This window comes from Pseudoalteromonas arctica (assembly GCF_012927645.1).
GTDB classification, from domain to species: domain Bacteria; phylum Pseudomonadota; class Gammaproteobacteria; order Enterobacterales; family Alteromonadaceae; genus Pseudoalteromonas; species Pseudoalteromonas arctica_A.
Map to the genome: position 1 here is coordinate 12,323 of NZ_JABBMT010000013.1, position 19,248 is coordinate 31,570.

A 19,248-nucleotide genomic window follows, 5' to 3' on the forward strand; every position below is an offset into this window, starting at 1 on the left:
TTATAATTTTAATTATGTTCACAGTGCCTTAACCGTACCAAGCTTGCAAGTGACAAGGTGTGAAAAATACTCACTTAAAACATAAATTAAGGCTAAAAGATGTATTTGAACATTAGAGGTTTTTAAATGCATTCACCACAGAGAACACCGAGTTCACAGAGAAAAATGTAGTGATAGAGATTCTTCATAGGGGTTTTCCTCTGTGAAGCTCGAAGCGCCTCTATACATCTCGGTGGTGAAGACATTCACTTAATCAAGTTAAAGCTGCTTGGCTTCGTTTCTCTCTACTCACCCTGCGTGACTTATTGTAGGTCGTCATTTATGGCGACTGTTTTAATATTTTACCATTGACGCGCTAAAGCACGACTTACAAATCTTCCCCCTCTAGCTAAGTCGCTAACTGGCGGCTGACGGCTCAAATTCCTTTCGTTGGGTTTCGCTTCGCTCTACCCAACCTACCAGCCAAACACAAAAAAAGCCCACACTGCGTAAACCCAGTGCGGGCTTTTAAATTTTAATCGTTAAAGATTAAAACAATTCGTTCGCTTTGCTAACGATGTTTTCTACCGTGAAGCCAAAGTGCTCAAACAGCTCATTAGCTGGTGCAGACTCACCAAAGGTGGTCATACCCACTACTGCGCCGTTTAGGCCTACATATTTATACCAGTAGTCTGCAATGCCTGCCTCTACTGCTACGCGGCGTGTAACGCTTGCTGGTAATACGCTTTCTTTGTATGCAGCGTCTTGTGCATCAAATACGTCAGTCGATGGCATTGATACAACACGTACTTTTTTACCTTGCTTACGTAATTCAGCGGCTGAGTCTTGTGCTAATTGCACCTCTGAACCTGTCGCGATAAAGATAAGATCTGGCTCGCCATCACAGCTAAGTACATAACCGCCTTTTTTCACGTCGCTTAATTGCTGCGCTGAACGAGATTGTTGAGCAAGACCTTGACGCGTAAAGATAAGTGACGTTGGGCCGTCTTTACGTTCAATGGCTTGTTGCCAAGCAATCGCAGATTCAACTTGGTCACATGGGCGCCAGTTAACTAGGTTTGGCGTTAAACGCATGCTGGCAATTTGCTCTACTGGTTGGTGAGTTGGGCCATCTTCGCCTAAACCAATTGAATCGTGCGTGTATACAAAAATGCTTGGCACTTTCATTAATGCAGCCATGCGAACTGCGTTACGTGCGTATTCCATAAACATTAAGAAAGTCGCACCATAAGGAATAAAACCTTTATGCAGTGCAATACCATTCATAATCGCTGACATACCAAACTCACGCACACCGTAATAGATGTAGTTACCGCTGGCATCATTTGCTTCAAGGCCTTTAGAACCTTTCCAAATTGTTAGGTTAGAACCTGCTAAATCCGCAGAGCCGCCCATAAATTCAGGCAGTAACGGGCCAAATGCGTTTAATGCATCTTGCGACGCTTTACGCGATGCAGGGTTTGCTGGGTTTGCATCAAGTTGCTCAATATACGCTTGAGACTTTTCAGCCCAATCAGCTGGTAACTCACCACTGGTACGGCGTTTGAACTCTGCTGCTAATTCTGGATGTGCTGCTGCGTATGCGGCAAACTTTTCATCCCAGCTCGCTTCAAGTTGTTTACCCTTTTCTTTGCCATCCCACTGACTGTAAATATCAGCTGGGATTTCAAATGCTTCACCAGTCCAGCCAAGGAACTCGCGTGCTGCTTTAATTTCGTCTTCACCTAGTGGTGCACCGTGACAATCGTGGCTACCTGATTTATTTGGTGAACCATAACCAATCACAGTTTTACAGCAAATCAGGGTTGGTTTATCGGTGATGCTGCGTGCTTCTTCAATTGCAGTGCGAATCGCGTCTGAGTCGTGGCCATCAACGCCACTTACTACATGCCAACCGTAGGCTTTAAAGCGTGCGGGGGTGTCATCGCTAAACCAACCTTCAACTTCACCATCGATTGAAATACCGTTGTCATCCCAAAATGCAACTAACTTACCAAGGCCTAATGTACCTGCAAGTGAACATGCTTCATGAGAAATACCTTCCATTAAGCAGCCATCACCTAGGAATGTATAAGTGTAATGATCAACAATGTCGTGGCCTTCACGGTTAAATTGTGCCGCTAATGCTTTTTCAGCAATCGCCATACCGACTGCATTAGTGATCCCTTGACCAAGCGGGCCCGTAGTAGTCTCAATCCCAGGTGCATATCCATACTCTGGGTGACCTGGTGTTTTTGAATGCATTTGGCGGAAGTTCTTAATTTCCTCAATTGGTAAATCATAACCACTTAAATGCAGTAGAGAATAAATAAGCATTGAACCGTGGCCGTTTGAGAGTATAAATCGATCTCTGTCTACCCACTCTGGATTAGTTGGATTATGGTTTAGATAATCGCGCCATAGTACTTCTGCGATATCAGCCATGCCCATAGGGGCTCCAGGGTGGCCTGATTTGGCCTGTTGTACTGCGTCCATTGATAAGACGCGAATAGCATTTGCAAGTTCTTTGCGAGACGGCATGGATTCTCCTACCTTTAACTGTATTTGCGCTGGTTATTGTGTATTTTTCAAGAACACCCATTCTTACTTATTGTAGGGCCTGTGTGCAATTAAAAACCTTGATTAAATTAGCTATTATGAAATTTTTTTAAGAACAAAAAGTTATTAGTAATTTTATTTAGACGTCTAGGCGTAAAAACACTATGCAACTATCGTTGTTTTAGATAAAATACGCCCCTTAATTTTTTAGCGCTAATACCGACGTTTGTGAAGCGCAATATTTGTGAGCAGAAAGACAATGGCAAAACATTTATTTACTTCTGAATCTGTTTCTGAAGGTCATCCGGATAAAATCGCCGATCAAATCTCTGATGCGGTACTTGATGCTATCCTAGAGCAAGACTCTCATGCCCGTGTTGCGTGCGAAACTTACGTAAAAACCGGTATGGTGATGGTTGGTGGTGAAATCACTACCAGCGCATGGGTTGATATTGAAGAGATCACCCGTAAAACTGTACGTGAAATTGGTTATACTCATTCTGATATGGGTTTTGATGCAGACTCATGTGCAATTTTAAACACCATTGGTAAGCAATCACCTGACATCAATCAAGGTGTTGACCGTACTAGCCCAGAAGAACAAGGCGCTGGCGACCAAGGCCTAATGTTTGGTTACGCATGTAACGAAACTGAAGTGCTTATGCCTGCACCAATCACTTACTCACACCGTTTAGTACAACGTCAAGCGCAAGTACGTAAAAGTGGCGAGCTAAACTGGTTACGTCCTGATGCAAAATCACAAGTTACTTTTGCATATGAAAACGGCAAGCCAGTAGGCATTGACGCAGTAGTACTTTCAACTCAACACAGTGAGGATATTTCACAAAAAGATTTAGTAGAAGCGGTGATGGAAACAATCATCAAGCCAGTATTGCCTGCAGAGCTTATCTCTAAAGCAACTAAGTTCTTTATCAACCCGACTGGCCGTTTTGTTATCGGTGGCCCAATGGGTGACTGTGGCCTTACTGGTCGTAAAATTATCGTTGATACCTACGGCGGTATGGCGCGTCACGGTGGCGGTGCTTTCTCTGGTAAAGATCCATCAAAAGTTGACCGTAGCGCGGCATACGCTGCACGTTACGTTGCTAAAAACATTGTTGCTGCGGGCCTTGCTGATAAGTGTGAGCTACAAGTGTCTTACGCTATTGGTGTTGCAGAGCCAACGTCTATTAGTGTTGAAACGTTTGGTACAAGTAAGCTTGAAGAGTCACGTTTGATCGAACTTATTCGTGAACATTTTGACTTACGCCCATACGGCTTAATTAAAATGCTTGATCTTGAGCGCCCTATTTATCAGCCAACAGCCGCTTATGGTCACTTTGGTCGTGATGAATTCCCTTGGGAGCGTACAGATAAAGCAGACGCACTTCGCGCAGCAGCTGGTTTTTAATATCAGCCTTTGTGTGAATGCAGAAAAAGCGCCAATTGGCGCTTTTTTTTATGCCTGCTGATTATGTGCTTTAAGTAATTTATCCACAAAGAGGTTATGAGGCGCTACGCTTTAGAGAAGTAATTGAAAAAATAGCGGCTAGGTTTTAGGAAGTGGCTAGCTACTAGAGGGTATTCGAAGCCAGTGGCGTTTTTTTCTCATTTGCTCTCATTCACTTCTCTTTGTGCAAAAAGGTTTTTGACGGTGAGTATTATTTGTAGGCAAGCGACTTACCACCGCGGATGGTGAAGTTTTTGTCGCGAGGTAAACTCGCTGCTACCTGCCGTAGGCGCGGGTTTAGCCCGCGCAATTAAATAAAGTTGTTAATATCTTCTCTTCTCGGTGTAGCGCGCAGCGCCTCCTGCCCTCAGTGGTAAATCGCTTGTCGCCATAAATGGCGACCTACAGGAGCGGGCTGGGTGTTACTTGTAGGCGAGTGGCTTGCCACCGCGAAGGATAAAATGTTTGTCGCGAAGTAAACTCGCTGCTACCTGGCGTAGGCGCGGATTTACCCCGCGAGATTTAATGAAATGTTCTTTAAGTGATTAATTTACCACCGAGAACGCAGAGAAGAATTAGTGACTTTTTACTTTTGTATTCTCTGTGTAGCGCGAAGCGCCTCCTGCCCTCAGTGGTGAAATAGACTTGTCGCCATAAATGACGACCTACTGAAGCACAGCAGATATTACTTGTAGGCGAGTTGCTTACCACCGCGAAGGTAAAGTTATTGTCGCGAGCTAAACTCGCTGCTACCTGACGTAGGCGCGGGTTTAGCCCAAGTAATTTAAACTAGGGGCTAGGGTGTATTCGGAACCCGTTGCGGTTTTGCCTCACACCCTAACCTATCAATGTAAGTATTTTTTCATACCCTGCAACACCCCACACTATTAGCAAAACGAGTAGCGCTAGGCTAACTGCTGCTGAGGCAATGTCTTTCGCTCGCCCCGATAAAACGTGGTATTCAACCCCAACCCTATCGGTTAACGCTTCAATAGCTGAGTTAAGTAGCTCAACAACTAATAAAAATAAAAAGCTAATAACCAATATCACCCAATGTTGCAGTGATTGCGCAAGCCAAAATGATAATGGCAGTAACACAATCCCTAACGCCAATTCGGTTCGAAAAGCTGACTCTTCTTTAAACGCTGCTTTAAAGCCTTTAATTGAGCATTGAGTTGCCTTTAAAATACGCCCAAAGCCTATGCCATTGGGTTTGTTTACTAAGTTAACTTCTGGTTTAGTCATTTTATGATCTTTAGCGTGTAAGTTTTGCTTATCGGGTGATGGCTCAAACCATTACCTTAATCCATACCTTGAGTTAATAACTGCCAGGCTGTCGCCATATACTGGGTATATGCTTGCTCTGTCTGTGCATCTATTTCGACAAATTGCGATGGTGTTGTCGGTAAAAGCTGAGTTTTATCCCGCTCATTAACCCTATAATACTCATAAAGTGCCGATAAATCACCACGCCAGAGCTGCTCATTATGGCGTATTGTTTGAAAACCAAATACCTTCCTATCTGGTGCTGCATTAAATAATGATTGTCCCATGCTATAAAACTGAGTATTTGCTGGGGCAATTAAACCTAATAATGTTGGAGCTATATCCATATGGCTTGCCACTTGTTGCGCTGGTACTAAATCTGCACGAATACCTTTACCATAAATCACCATCGGCACATGCGTTAACTCATATAAATTTGGACGCTGATGAAAGTTACGGCGACTATAATGATCCCCTGTAATAACAAATAATGCATCAGGATAACGTTGTTCCATTTTTGCTACAAACTCACCCAACATTTTATCTGCATACCATAAGTGCCCTAATACATAAGGATTTAATAACTCGCCTTCTAATTGCTGTATTTCTTGTGGATAATCAGATGGTGATTTATACGGATAATCATATTTATCTAAATCAAGATTAAACGGGCCATGATAACTACCGGAGAGGATCACATTAAAACTTTTTTGCGTTGTTTTTTCTGCAACTAAGTCAAATAACTGACCATCATCAATACCCCAGACACCTGCGCTACCTTTACCACCAGCATCTGTGGCTGAATAAACGTTATCAGCTCCTTGAGATAGAACGTACTCACCGACATTTTGCCACGATAACAACCCCCCATAAAAAAACTGACTGGTATACCCTAACTGCTCTAATTGATTAAATAACGATAGCTTGCTGCTTGGTTTTTGCGGCCCGATCAAACTCATATTAACCCCTGCATAAGGGATCCCAGATACAATACTGGATAGCGAATTCATGGTACTGCTAGCTGCTGGTAAAACGTTATCTAGGTAAATACCTTTACTAGCTAGGTTTTTCAACTGATTAGTTAAATTAAGTGAAGCATACTTCTGCTGTAACGGCCAAGAATCATAACTTTCCATAACAATCACAAACACCTGTGATGGTGCAGCTAACAAAGGCGCTATCGTGTGTTTACTCAGCGCATTTAAAGGTAGGGTATCAAGCTCGGAGTTATGGCTTAAATATGGGTTTTCGCCGTTTACACCATAGCTTTGTAGATCAGTGTAATCTTTAATGGCATAAAAAAAGCTGCGAAATGGATTGATCACCAAATTATTGATAAACGGGTCTGGCGTAACCGCAGACCACTTCCGCGATGCCGGACGTGACTCAAAAGAACCACGAATAGCACAGATAAATAACACCACAATGATGCTAATTAACAATGTACGCTTCCATTTACAGTCAGTAAATATACGCTGTAAAAAGCTATTAGGCTGCTTATCAACGCGCTCGCATAACCTAAATGCGCCCACCAACAGTGCCAATAACCCCAGAAAACTGCCCCATGGCCGATATTGTTCAATCACGGTCAAAGCAATTGCTTGCTGATCATCGTGCAACCCTTCAAACATAAAGTGATTGAATTGGCTACCGTACTCTGAAATATACGTAATACTGGTTATACAGAGTAAAATAGCGACTACAAAAAAGAGTTTACCCGTAAAATTACGCACCACTCTTACCCAATGACCTAAGCGCATCGGTTGTAAAATACAATTTAATAGAAAAGGAATACTAAAACACACACCACTGGCAGCTGAATCAAAAGCAAACCCTGTTTCTAAGGTGTTTAAAATGACGTCAAAATCAATTGGAGTGGTGATCCGATCATAAAAGTAGACTAAAAAGAAAACGCGAAAGCTCATAAACAATAGAACACCAGCTAACCATAATGTAGCGATGCGCCAACTTTCGTTAACAAATGAAAACCAACGACTTGACTCTGCAACTGATGATGCGACTGATGATGCAAACACGATAGTGTCCTTAAAGTAGTATGTTCCCGGCGCGGGAATATTACCCATTTAAGTTATAGCAACAATCTTTTTTTTGTAATTATCTGTAATAAAACCCAATAAAATAGAGTAATAACAACGAATTAACTAAAACCCGCATCACACTAATTGCTAAAATTAACACGTTATTATTTATTGATACCACTGCTGAACGTCACTAAACACACTCGCACTAAAAACCAGCATAAATATAAGTACAGCAAACTGCACCATACATATTCTCTATGTTTTAATTTAAAACTGGTTATTGCCAATAAGGAAGAATTTTAAATGAAGCCAATCGGCTTTGCTCCATGGCACTTACTAAAAATTCAGACTTTCTCTCCAACCAGCTTTGAATTTTTGCCAACTCTTCATCATCTTGCCCTGCACATAACTGCTTTAAATACTCAAGCGTACTGAGCTCGTACATGCCGTGTGAAATATCTAACCATGGAATACGAAACTCACTACGTTCATCTTTTGCAAATAACGAACCTAAACAGTTACCACTGAGTAAGCTATTTTCTAAACGCATGCGTAAATCCAGGTAATCCTTAACTGTTAGAGTTTTTTGTTCTGGCAGTAACTGATGAAGATCTTGCCAATCTTTTTCAAATAATCGATTAGCAATCTCTGCGACTGGTTGTTCAGCTGCTTGAAACTGTACTTGCCCCCAACTGCTACGCCATTGTTTATCCACCAGCCAGGTCGTTAAAGACAACAAGAGACGGTTATAGCGAGCGCTATGAAACAACCGATTAATATCATCAATACTTGGCTGTAACTCTTTTAAATCATTAATTACTTGCGTTAACTCAGGTGCGCTGTTGATTTTTTTATAATAGGCGTGACGTTTAGAAGTGTAAGTTTTTAGCTGAATCGCGTTTTCAACCCATGCAAGCTCACTTAACAGCCATTTTAGCTCGGTGCGTAATAGTTCGGTGGTGCTTTTATCTACAATATCGTCAAACAACCAAAACGTATGGCGTATCAAACTAATACCATCGGTAACACGCTTAAGCGTTTTTAAACTTGGTTTGTCAAAATAACATTGCTCATGCTTTTGCACAAAACGAATACCAAAACTAATTGCGGCTATAAGTGCTTGCTCTTGTGTTGCATGTTTAGGTAACGACACAAAACCGATTGATTTACTCGGTTTCAGTGGTTTGTTATCAGCTAAACGATAACCTCGTGCAGCTTTTGAATAGAGCCCTAATCGAATATTACCTTGGCTCACGAGTTTATCTGCCAAAATAAATAATTCATCACGGCTGCCTTCTATCAATTCGATTTCAAGCTCACTAATTGGCTCCATCAAACCAGATGCAGATACTTCGCCTTTATCTAACACCACCTCAATTTTAGCGCCGCTGTCAGTTTCAATAAGCCAAGTACGACGAATAAAATTAGTACTAAAAATAGGGTAAAGATTAGAGGCAATTGCACTTATTTGCATACCATGTGGCCAAATACTAGCATCAAATGCTGTTATATTTGGTCGGCTACTTTCCAGCGGTAAATTATATTCAGGACGTTGATGCAACCCGCCCATAACTTCTCCAGCAAGCTTGATAGTTTGCTCACATTGATTATCAGCACATCGGGTACGAAAACCAATATCGAGCGCTCTTAATTCACGACTTGGCGTGTCAAAATAAGCATTTTGTAAACTACGCGAGGGTTTATTAGTAACCGTTTTTGCAAATTGAGTAATTAACGCGGGGATCAGTGGAATTACGATGTCTGACACCAAAAACTTCAGTTCTATCTCAGTATCCATTAGGCTTGAGGATTACCTTTAAAATAATTAAGAGCTCAAAATAAACAAAGCAGCCCAACATTGCAAATTTTTTAGCTTATTTGGATCAGTAAACAGCAGCTATGATTACAATATCAGTCTTGCTATTAGGGCGCTAAATCCATACTATCTCAATACTTAACTATGAATAATACGATTGCTGTCCCACAGACGGTTACATTAACAGGGTAGATTGATGTTTAAACATTCTTTATTAGCTTTGCTATTCGCGGCGGCTGCATTTATGAGTCACGCAGAAGAAAGTAATTCAGCTAGCGATGCAAACACCGCTTATATAGTCGATAATCTTTATACATTTATGCACTCTGGCGCGAGTAAAAATTACCGCATTATTGGCTCTGTTGATGCTGGTACAAAGTTAACCCAGTTATCCGCTGAAGAAAATGGCTTTGTTAAAGTTATTGATGATAAAGAACGTGAAGGCTGGGTTGAAGCTAAGTTTGTGTCAAAAACAGCGGGGATTCATCAACAGTACCGCACTTTGAGTGAAGAAATGGCATCAATGCAAGAGCAACTTCGTCAAGCACAAATTGAATTACCGCAGCTACAAGAGCAAAGCCAAACTTTAGTCGATCAAAATAGTGCTCTATCAGAGCAGATTGCTAAGCTTAAAAACACACTTGATGCTGAACGCACTGAAAAACAACAAGCCGGTGCAAAAGAAAAACGTCAGCTACTAACTTATGGTGGAGCAATTGCATTCATCGGTTTATTTTTAGGTATTATTTTGACTATCGTATTATCACGCCGTAAACGCTACGACGGCTGGGCGTAAACGATAACCACAAATATTTGATACTAAAAAGCACCCTCGGGTGCTTTTTTAATCGCGCGGGGTAAACCCGCGCCTACGCATAGGTAGCAGCGAGTTTACCTCGCGACTGTTTTTACATTTACACCGATAAACCTATTTTACCACCGAAAGCACAAAGAGAAATGAATGAGAGCAAATGAGAAGAGAAAAATGCCACAAGCTCCGAATACACCCTAGCACCTAGTCACTTCCTAGAACCTAGCCCCTATTTTTACCTCTAAAGCGCAGCGTCCTCATAACCTCTTTGTGCATAAATTTTAATCGCGCGGGGGAACCCGCGCCTACTTCTGGTTACTGCGAGGTTAAGTATCTAATCTCAGGCCAGTGTCTTGTTTAATTTTTTCGATCACCATATAGGTGTGGTGCGTACCGACACCCGGTATATCAACTAAATCTCCAAGCACTTGACGATACTCGTCCATGTCGCAAACACGAATTTTTAATAAATAATCATAGCCACCAGCAACCATGTCACATTCAACCACTTGCTTGATTTTTAAAATATGCTCTTTGAATACTTTGAATACCGCGGTATTCGATGTCACCAATGACACTTGCACATGCGCGACTAAACTTTGATTAAGTTTTGCTTCGCTAAGCTTGGCAAAGTAGCCTTGTATATAGCCTTCTTGTTCAAGCCGTTTCACTCGGTCAAGACACGGGCTAGGGCTTAAATTAACCTGCTTTGCGAGGTTAACATTAGATATTCTGCCGTTGTTTTGCAGAACATCTAAAATTGCTAAATCGATACGATCGAGCATGCGTAATCTATTCGAACTTGTCATAACAGAATTTTATGCGGATAAGTTTAAAGTATGCCCTGTAAATTATCGTAAAACGCCAAATTTAACCAGCATATTCTGCTGGAATTTAATTAGAATGCACGCATTACACAGATGAAAATCGGGCAGCGAAATTTTTAGCTGCAAGACTCCATACACCAGAGGGTTGTTTATGTTATTTGACGGCGATTTGACAACAACGTGTCCAATCAGACAAAAAATCCGTGACTTTTATCGCATTGATGAAAATGCTGTAATTGATCATATTTTACCGCTTGCTGAAGTTGGCGTAAAAGCCCGCAGCCGTGCTTGGGAACGTGCTCGCCAAATAGTTCACACTATTCGTCGCGAGCAAGATGGTCAAAGTGGTGTTGATGCACTTTTAAATGAGTTCTCGCTTTCAAGTGAAGAAGGTGTGGTATTAATGTGCTTAGCAGAAGCCCTGCTTCGTGTGCCAGATAAAGCCACTCAAGATACCCTAATTCGTGATAAGTTAGCCAAAGGCGATTGGAGCTCTCATTTAGGCAGCAGCGACTCACTATTCGTTAATGCGTCATCTTGGGGCCTATTAGTGACCGGTAAAATGGTTAACTACACTGATAAAACTAAAGAACAGCAATTTGGTGTATTGAAAAAAACCATTGGCCGTCTAGGCGAGCCGGTTATTCGTAAGTCAGTAAACTTTGCCATGAAGATCATGGGTAAGCAGTTTGTCATGGGTCGCACCATTGATGAAGCTATCGAGCGCGCTGCTGAAAAAGAACAAAAAGGCTATGTATATTCATACGATATGCTAGGCGAGGGCGCACGCACCATGAAAGATGCACAGCGTTACTTTAATAGCTATATGAATGCGATTCATGCAATTGGTAAAGCGGCAAATGGTCGTGGCCCAATTAAGAGCCCTGGAATTTCAGTGAAGCTGTCTGCGATTCATCCTCGTTATGAGTTCACACATAAAGAACGTGTAATGAGCGAAATTGTGCCAAAGCTTAAAGAGCTGGCCATGGCAGCTAAAAGCTACGATATTGGTTTTACTGTTGATGCTGAAGAAGCGGACCGTCTTGATATTTCACTTGATGTAATTGAAGCTGTATTTAGTGATGATGATCTAGCTGGTTGGCATGGTTTTGGTTTAGCCGTGCAAGCGTATCAAAAACGCGCAATTTTTGTGATTGAATGGTTAACTGAGCTTGCCAGCCGTGTTGGTCGTAAAATGATGGTGCGTTTGGTTAAAGGTGCCTACTGGGATACTGAAATAAAAACCACACAACAAGATGGTTTAGAGCACTTCCCAGTATTTACCCGTAAAGCGACAACTGACGTATCTTACAAAGCGTGTGCTATCAAAATGTTAGAAGCTCGTGATGTACTTTATCCACAGTTTGCAACGCATAATGCCTACTCTGCCGCAACAATTTTAGAAGTTGCTAAAGGTGATAACCAAGGTTTTGAATTCCAACGTCTGCATGGTATGGGGGAATCATTATTTGACCAAATCGTCACTGAAGAAAAAATTCAGTGCCGTGTATATGCCCCCGTTGGTCAACACGAAGACTTATTGGCTTATTTAGTACGTCGCCTACTTGAAAACGGTGCTAACTCATCGTTTGTTAACGCCATTGTAGATACTACTAAACCTGTAGAATCGTTATTGCCTGATCCAGTAGAAACACTGCAAGGATTACGTAATAAGTACAACACCCAAATTAAGATGCCAATTGATTTATACGGCGCTGAACGTGCTAACTCAAAAGGTATGGATTTAACCGATATCAATGCGATCACGCCATTCAAGGAAAATCTTGATACCTGGTTTGCAGAGCATCGCATTAGTGAAAGCGATATTCCTGAGGGTTCAATTGCAGTTAAAAACCCAGCCAATCATCAAGAGATCATCGGCCATATCAAGTTACAAAATAGCGATGATATGCTCACGCTACTAAGCAATGCAGAAACCGCCTTTGAGTCATGGTCACAAACGCCAGTTAAAGAGCGCGCTAATTTACTACGCCGTATTGCCGATATTCTAGAACGTCATCATGATGAACTTGTGGCCATCTGTATCAAAGAAGCCGGTAAAGTAGCCCAAGATGGTATTGATGAAGTACGCGAAGCCGTTGATTTTTGTCGTTACTACGCAGCTCGAGCCGAAGAACTAAGTGAAGATGAACGCTTTGAAGCCCGTGGAGTGATCTTATGTATTAGCCCATGGAATTTCCCACTAGCAATCTTCTTAGGTCAAGTCGCTGCCGCTATCGTAACGGGTAATACGGTTATCGCAAAGCCTGCTGAGCAAACAAGCTACATCGCGCTACGTACTATTGAACTTATGTTATCAGTTGGCTTACCAGAGCACGTAGTACAGCCTGTTATCGCTCGCGGTAGTGAAGTAGGCAAAACCATTGTTCCTGATGAGCGCATTCAAGCGGTTATGTTTACCGGTTCAACAGAAACTGGCACTCTTATTTCGCAAACATTGGCTGCACGTAATGATATTCAAGTACCGTTGATTGCCGAAACCGGCGGTCAGAATTGTATGATCGTAGATTCAACAGCACTGCCTGAGCAAGTTGTTGATGATGTGATCAGCTCTGGCTTCCAAAGTGCCGGTCAACGTTGTTCAGCACTGCGTGTATTATTCTTACAAGAAGACATCGCTGATGGCGTTATTGATATGATCAAAGGCGCGCTAAAAGAGCTACACATTGGCGATCCATCATTACTATCAACTGATATCGGCCCAGTAATTGATGAAAAAGCCTTAAAGAACTTAAATGAACACGTTGAGTACTTAAAAGGCAACGCAACACTACATTATGAATGTGACATTCCAGATAACAGCGAAAACGGAGCGTATTTCTTTGCGCCACGTTTATATGAAATCAACGATTTATCTGTACTGAAACGTGAAGTCTTTGGCCCATGTGTGCATATCATTCGCTTTAAAGGCACAGAGCTTGACAACGTGATTGACCAAATAAATAACACTGGATTTGGCTTAACCATGGGCATTCACTCACGTATTGAAGAGCGTTGTGAGTACTTAGCGAAAATGTCGCGTGCCGGAAACGTCTACGTTAACCGCAACATGATTGGTGCAATCGTTGGTGTGCAACCATTTGGTGGCCGTGGTTTATCGGGTACTGGCCCTAAAGCAGGTGGCCCTAACTACTTAGCTCGTTTAGTGAAAGAGAAAGCATCGCCAGAAAACGTGCAAATGACTAACCTAACACCAGACGAGCTTGACACTCACCACTATTCAGGCGCTGCCGAGCAAGTTGAAAAGTTAATGGCTAACTCAATGCGCGATGAAAAAATCTGGCGCGCAACACCATTAAATGACCGTGTTTCAGCAGTACGTCAGTTATTAGCAAAAGTTGCAACGGTTGATATTATCGATGAACTCGCCGACGATTTAGCATTAACACTTGCCGATGCCCGTGCCCAGCTTAACCGCCTTGAAAAACACATGCGTAAGTTTACCACTTTGCCAGGGCCAACAGGTGAATCAAATACTCTACACCTTGAAGCGCGTGGTTGCGTTGTATGTTATGCCGATAAGAGTACCTCGTTTAACTTCTGGGCTATTTCGATCATCACCGCCCTTGCTGCGGGTAATACCGTGATCACTGTAGCGTCAGAGTTATTTTATGACGAAGCGGTGGCGTTTAAAGATAAGTTTATCTCTACAGGTGTAGCTGAAGGGGTATTCCAAGTAGCTAAACCGAATCAGTTACAAGCTATTTTGGCGCACCCTCATTTAGCTGGTGCTGTTGTTGCAGCGCGTTCATCACGCTTAGGCTACTTTAGCCAGCAGCTAGCGCAACGTAAAGGAGCTATCTTGCCTGTGATCAGTGCTGAGTACTACGACACGTTAATCAAGCGCTTATTAACAGAAAAGACCATAAGTATTGATACAACGGCTTCAGGCGGTAATACATCACTAATGACTTTAGTTGAAGACGACGAATAAAATCAACAACTAAGTATTAAAGGGCGCTTTTTAGCGCCCTTTTTGCTACGTATACAATGAAAAGTTTGCTAACTTTAATGTATGCGAATTTTTTTGAGTAAGTAATGTTTAAAACCATTCCTATAAAACAGCTTCTACCCGGTATGTTCGTGCAACAAGTAACGAAGCAGTCAGGTAATATCAAAATAAAAAACCAAGGATGGGTAAAAACACAGACTGGTATCGATAAGTTAATAAAAGCGGGTATTTTAGAGGTCGAGATTGACCCTGATAAAACCATCATAGAGCAATCTAAAGAGCTAAACGATGCCCCCATTGTTAGTGACACTCCAAAACAGCGTGACCCATGGCATACCACCCACTCTGTTGAACAAGAAATGGGCAAAGCCCAAAAACTTTATTGTGAAGCTAAGGACTTACAGAGCAAGGCATTTACTGACATTAAAGCTGGAAAAACAATTGAAGTAGCGCCATTTAAAGAGCTTGCAAGTGGCTTTATTGATTCTGTTTTTCGTAACCAAGATGCGCTGGCCTGTATTACACGGATGCGAGAAAAAGACAGTTACCTATTAGAGCACTCAATTAATGTTTCTGTTTTAATTAGTATTTTTGCCAAGCATCTAAATTTTGAAAAAGAGCTCATAGAAGAACTAGCGACAGGTGCGCTGCTACACGATATTGGTAAAATACAAATTCCTGATGAGATCCTTCATAAACCTGGAAGGTTGACTGAGCAAGAGTATAAAACAATTCAAAATCATGCACTTTATAGTAAGCAAATTCTAGAAGAGTCAGGTCTAAAAGGCATTACTGTTGATATTGCAGGCTTTCACCATGAGCGCTTAGATGGCAGTGGCTACCCGTTTGGCAAGCGAGCTGATGAAATCAGTCAGTATGTGCGTATGGCATCGATTGTTGATGTATATGACGCACTTACTGCTGAGCGAGTTTATAAAGAAGGCATGGAGCCCATTAAAGCCTTTAAAATACTCAAAGACGGTTGCCCAGATAGCTTTGATGGCGAGCTGCTGACCAAGTTTATTCAATGTATTGGTATCCACCCTGTTGGCACGTTAGTTAAACTGTCGAGTCAAAAAGTCGGATTGGTAACAAAAAGCAACCCAGCAAGTCCGCTAAAGCCGCAGGTTAAAACCTTTTATCATGCAAAACATGCACGCTACACAGGCGTTGAAGATATTGACCTCGCCCACAGCAGAACACATGATGCACTAGAGTCCGTCGTGAAACCTAAAGATTTCAATATTGATTTAGTCAGGTTTTTTAAACATTCAATCCTGCCGTAATACTACGGCAGGAATATTCATATAAAAATCAGTTATTCGGGCCAATCTTGCAGCGCTTTTAAGCTAAATTCATAATCATCAAAACTCAGCACTGTTTGCTCTGGAGTGATCTCTAATACTCTTAAATCCCCAATGCTATCTCCTTCATATAACTCCCGATTATTGAGCTTAACCCAACGTTTATCAGGTGATGATGAGTAAATATGCGCTTGGTATTTAATTTCTGGCATCAATGCCAGCAAAGCATCTGGTAGTAACTCAATCGGCTCAGCATAAGATGAGTTTTTAGTGCCTTGCGTTACTTGATGAGATTGGGTGCTTTGAGTATCTTCGATAGCCCGAGCAAAGGCGTTTTTAAGCGCCGTTGGCACAGTTTCAAGTTCTTCATCACTGACAGTTGCCACTGGCTTTGATTTCTCACTAGTCGGTTCGCCAATAGGCTTCCCCAATACTTTGTATTTACTTATATCGATATTGCTAGCGCTATTGTTAATCATTGGCTGCACTTGCACTGTATTAGGATTATATTGCTGCTGAGGCGCTGCATATACTTGCTGATAACCATTAGGTGTTTGCACCAGCATTGGCTGACCTTGCGGATAAGCTGGTGCAGTATTTACTGGCACTTGCACCCACTGATATTGCCCTGCTGCTTGTTGGTATTGCTGAGGTTGAACAAATTGCGACTGAGATATCGGCTGCGTGCTAGCAACTTGCGCTGGGCTAGTTTGTACTGGATTTGTTTGCACAGGTATCGATTGCTCAGGCTTTACTGTGGCAGGTACAGGTGTTTTGTCATCAGCAGGCTCCACTGATTGATCCTGAACAGTCGTTACCACTTGCTCAGGCGTATTTAAATGATTTTTTTGTAACCATTTGCCAATTGAAAATCCTGCCATCAAGGTCAGTAAAAAAGCAACGAACAAGCCAAGCGAAATCGCAATAAAACGATAACGCTGCAGTTCTTGCTGCTGTTTTAATTGTTCAGCGTTTCTGTCATGTGCTGACGCTTCATCATGTTGTTCTGATTGTTTTAAGGCATCTAATAAATACGACATATATGACCATTAATTAAAGAATAAACGACAAACCAATACCCAGACTGAGCACAGTTAAAAATGCCAACGGATAGAGCCAATTAAACGACGACTGCTGCTCTATGCTAACGCTACTTAATGCACTTGGCGGTAACGCTTCTTGTGCTGAGCGCATTACTATATCACTATCAATCATCGTTAGCTGCTTAGAAAAAGCTCCCATTAAACAGCGTTCACATAATAAGTTTACTAAACGCGGAATACCTGCAGTAACTAAGTGAATCGTTTTTAACGCATCATTTGAGAATAGCCCCCGATCACAACCTGCAACATACAAACGATGCTTAACGTAAGCAATAGTTTGTCCTTCAGTTAACGGTAGTAAATGATAACGAGCAGTGATCCGCTGCGCTAATTGACGCAACTCATTACGCTTCAGTAACGCTTGTAACTCTGGCTGACCAACTAATACTATTTGCAGTAATTTTTTATGATTTGTTTCTATATTCGTTAATAATCGCAGCTGCTCAAGTACATCGGGAGCGAGTAACTGCGCTTCATCAATAATCAAAATAGTGTGGCCACCTGCTTGATGATTTTCTTCAAGATGCTTTTTAATTGCATCAGTTAAGGTTTTTAACGTTGCATTTTGCTCGTCATAAACAATATGAAATTCATCGCAAATACTCGCTAACAGTTCCAATTGTGACAGTGCTGGATTATGGATCAACGCTACTTGAGTATTTTCTGGCAATTGCTCTTGCAAACTGCGGGTTAAGGTGGTTTTCCCTGTTCCCACCTCACCAGTTAATAATACAAACCCACCGGCTTCACCTAGGCCATAAGTTAAATGCGCCAACGCTTCTTTATGACGTCCACTTAAAAATAAGTACTGTGGATTTGGCGCGATTGAAAACGGTTTTTCTGACAAGCCAAAATAGCTTAAATACACCCTGAATTTCCTTACTGATTAAATCACGGCCTATAATGGCAAAAAAACAGCGTAAGTGAAAACCTTGTTAGTGTTTTATTAGCTAAATAACGTAAAATAGTTTGCACAGTTAATATTCCGGGGGAAGTTATGCAAGTTTATTTGGTCGGTGGAGCCGTTCGTGATGAGCTATTAGGGCGAATTGTTAAAGAACGCGACTACGTGGTGGTAGGGGCAACGCCAGAGCAATTACTCAAGCAAGGCTATCAACAAGTCGGTAAAGACTTTCCCGTTTTTTTACACCCTAAAACTAAAGAAGAATACGCATTAGCTCGTACAGAGCGAAAACAAGGTCAAGGTTACACGGGCTTTGTATGCGAGTTTTCAGCAGATGTCACCTTAGAAGATGACTTACGCCGCCGCGATTTAACGGTTAACGCCATTGCAAAAGCACACGATGGCAGCTTAATTGACCCGTACGGCGGCAAACAAGATTTAGACAACCGCATTTTACGCCATGTATCTGACGCATTTAGCGAAGATCCTCTACGTATATTACGCGTTGCCCGCTTTGCCGCTCGTTATCATTATCTTGGTTTTACTATTGCCGAAGAAACTCTGCAATTGCTAACACAGATGATCAACCAAGGTGAATTACAAACACTCACCGCAGAACGAATTTGGCTAGAATGCGAAAAATCATTAACAGATGGCGCATTTGCTGAGTTTTTGAATATTTTAGCGCAGTTAGGTGCGCTTAGTGCAATCAGCCCTGCCCTTGCATGTAACTGGAGCGATGGGTTATATCAACAACTAAAAAACCGTTACGCTTACGCACAAAGCCAAAATATCACCGTTCAGCCACTATTATTTGCACAAGCCACCAACTCATTAACCGCCGATGACATAAAAGCAGTTAGCGAAACGATTCGCTTACCTAATGATGTACGCGACTTAGCATTACAACTCAATGCTCACCAAGCAACCTTAACTAGCCAAACAATCACCGCAGAGCAATTACTAGCTTGCTGTAATCAACTTGATTTATGGCGCCGCCCTGAGCGATTTGACACAATACTTAGCGCTATCGAGATTAATCAAGCAGCCCCTCTTTCCAACCAACAACAATTATTAACGGCAATCAAAACGGCAAGAGCAATCAATCCACAGCAATTTATTGCCCAAGGGATAACCGGTGCGCAAATAAAAACCGCGCTAGAACAAGCGCGGTTAGAGGTATTTCAGCAGTATTTTTAAACGGCGATGTTACT

General features: G+C 41.9%; 12 protein-coding genes. 5 read left to right on the forward strand and 7 right to left on the reverse strand.

Annotation, left to right across the window (positions count from 1 at the left end; all coding sequences use genetic code 11):
• Positions 1 to 528 precede the first annotated feature (528 nt).
• Entirely contained in the window at positions 529 to 2,520 is a 1,992-nt protein-coding gene (tkt, locus tag HHO47_RS09925; RefSeq protein WP_169020166.1) for a transketolase, read from the reverse strand.
• Between the two features lie 277 nt (positions 2,521 to 2,797).
• Here tkt and metK point away from each other — a divergent pair, with 277 nt between their 5' ends.
• Positions 2,798 to 3,949, forward strand: a complete 1,152-nt coding sequence (gene metK, locus HHO47_RS09930; protein ID WP_169020167.1) for a methionine adenosyltransferase — start codon at positions 2,798 to 2,800, stop codon at positions 3,947 to 3,949.
• 876 nt (positions 3,950 to 4,825) lie between these two features.
• Here metK and HHO47_RS09935 read toward each other — a convergent pair.
• The 3 genes from HHO47_RS09935 to HHO47_RS09945 all read right to left on the reverse strand — a co-directional run bounded on the left by HHO47_RS09935 (position 4,826) and on the right by HHO47_RS09945 (position 9,094).
• Positions 4,826 to 5,233: a diacylglycerol kinase gene (locus HHO47_RS09935; RefSeq protein WP_169020168.1), complete on the reverse strand. Its 408-nt coding sequence runs from the start codon at positions 5,231 to 5,233 to the stop codon at positions 4,826 to 4,828.
• Between the two features lie 56 nt (positions 5,234 to 5,289).
• Complete coding sequence (locus HHO47_RS19345; protein ID WP_348981647.1) at positions 5,290 to 7,290, reverse strand: LTA synthase family protein; 2,001 nt, start codon at positions 7,288 to 7,290, stop codon at positions 5,290 to 5,292.
• Positions 7,291 to 7,573: 283 nt separating this feature from the next.
• Positions 7,574 to 9,094: a CYTH and CHAD domain-containing protein gene (locus HHO47_RS09945; RefSeq protein WP_169020170.1), complete on the reverse strand. Its 1,521-nt coding sequence runs from the start codon at positions 9,092 to 9,094 to the stop codon at positions 7,574 to 7,576.
• A gap of 214 nt (positions 9,095 to 9,308) precedes the next feature.
• On the opposite strand from HHO47_RS09945, the gene HHO47_RS09950 reads away from it, so the two are divergent.
• Positions 9,309 to 9,908, forward strand: coding sequence for a TIGR04211 family SH3 domain-containing protein (locus tag HHO47_RS09950; protein ID WP_169020171.1), 600 nt, complete (start codon positions 9,309 to 9,311; stop codon positions 9,906 to 9,908).
• A 341-nt stretch (positions 9,909 to 10,249) separates the two neighbouring features.
• Here HHO47_RS09950 and HHO47_RS09955 read toward each other — a convergent pair whose 3' ends face one another.
• Complete coding sequence (locus HHO47_RS09955; protein ID WP_169020172.1) at positions 10,250 to 10,732, reverse strand: winged helix-turn-helix transcriptional regulator; 483 nt, start codon at positions 10,730 to 10,732, stop codon at positions 10,250 to 10,252.
• A gap of 169 nt (positions 10,733 to 10,901) precedes the next feature.
• Between HHO47_RS09955 and putA the strand changes: the two genes are divergently transcribed.
• Positions 10,902 to 14,705 (forward strand): bifunctional proline dehydrogenase/L-glutamate gamma-semialdehyde dehydrogenase PutA, encoded by a 3,804-nt coding sequence (gene putA / locus HHO47_RS09960; RefSeq protein ID WP_169020173.1) that lies wholly within the window; start codon positions 10,902 to 10,904, stop codon positions 14,703 to 14,705.
• Between the two features lie 104 nt (positions 14,706 to 14,809).
• Entirely contained in the window at positions 14,810 to 16,009 is a 1,200-nt protein-coding gene (locus HHO47_RS09965) for an HD-GYP domain-containing protein (RefSeq protein ID WP_169020174.1), read from the forward strand.
• A 32-nt stretch (positions 16,010 to 16,041) separates the two neighbouring features.
• On the opposite strand, the gene HHO47_RS09970 is transcribed toward HHO47_RS09965, so the two are convergent.
• Together HHO47_RS09970 and HHO47_RS09975 are read right to left on the reverse strand one after the other, a co-directional pair.
• On the reverse strand, positions 16,042 to 17,067 hold the full coding sequence (locus HHO47_RS09970) for a general secretion pathway protein GspB (protein ID WP_169020175.1): 1,026 nt from the start codon (positions 17,065 to 17,067) through the stop codon (positions 16,042 to 16,044).
• 13 nt (positions 17,068 to 17,080) lie between these two features.
• Entirely contained in the window at positions 17,081 to 17,998 is a 918-nt protein-coding gene (locus HHO47_RS09975) for an AAA family ATPase (RefSeq protein WP_169020176.1), read from the reverse strand.
• A 129-nt stretch (positions 17,999 to 18,127) separates the two neighbouring features.
• Between HHO47_RS09975 and HHO47_RS09980 the strand changes: the two genes are divergently transcribed.
• Positions 18,128 to 19,234: a tRNA nucleotidyltransferase gene (locus HHO47_RS09980; protein WP_169020177.1), complete on the forward strand. Its 1,107-nt coding sequence runs from the start codon at positions 18,128 to 18,130 to the stop codon at positions 19,232 to 19,234.
• The last annotated feature ends 14 nt before the right edge of the window (positions 19,235 to 19,248 follow it).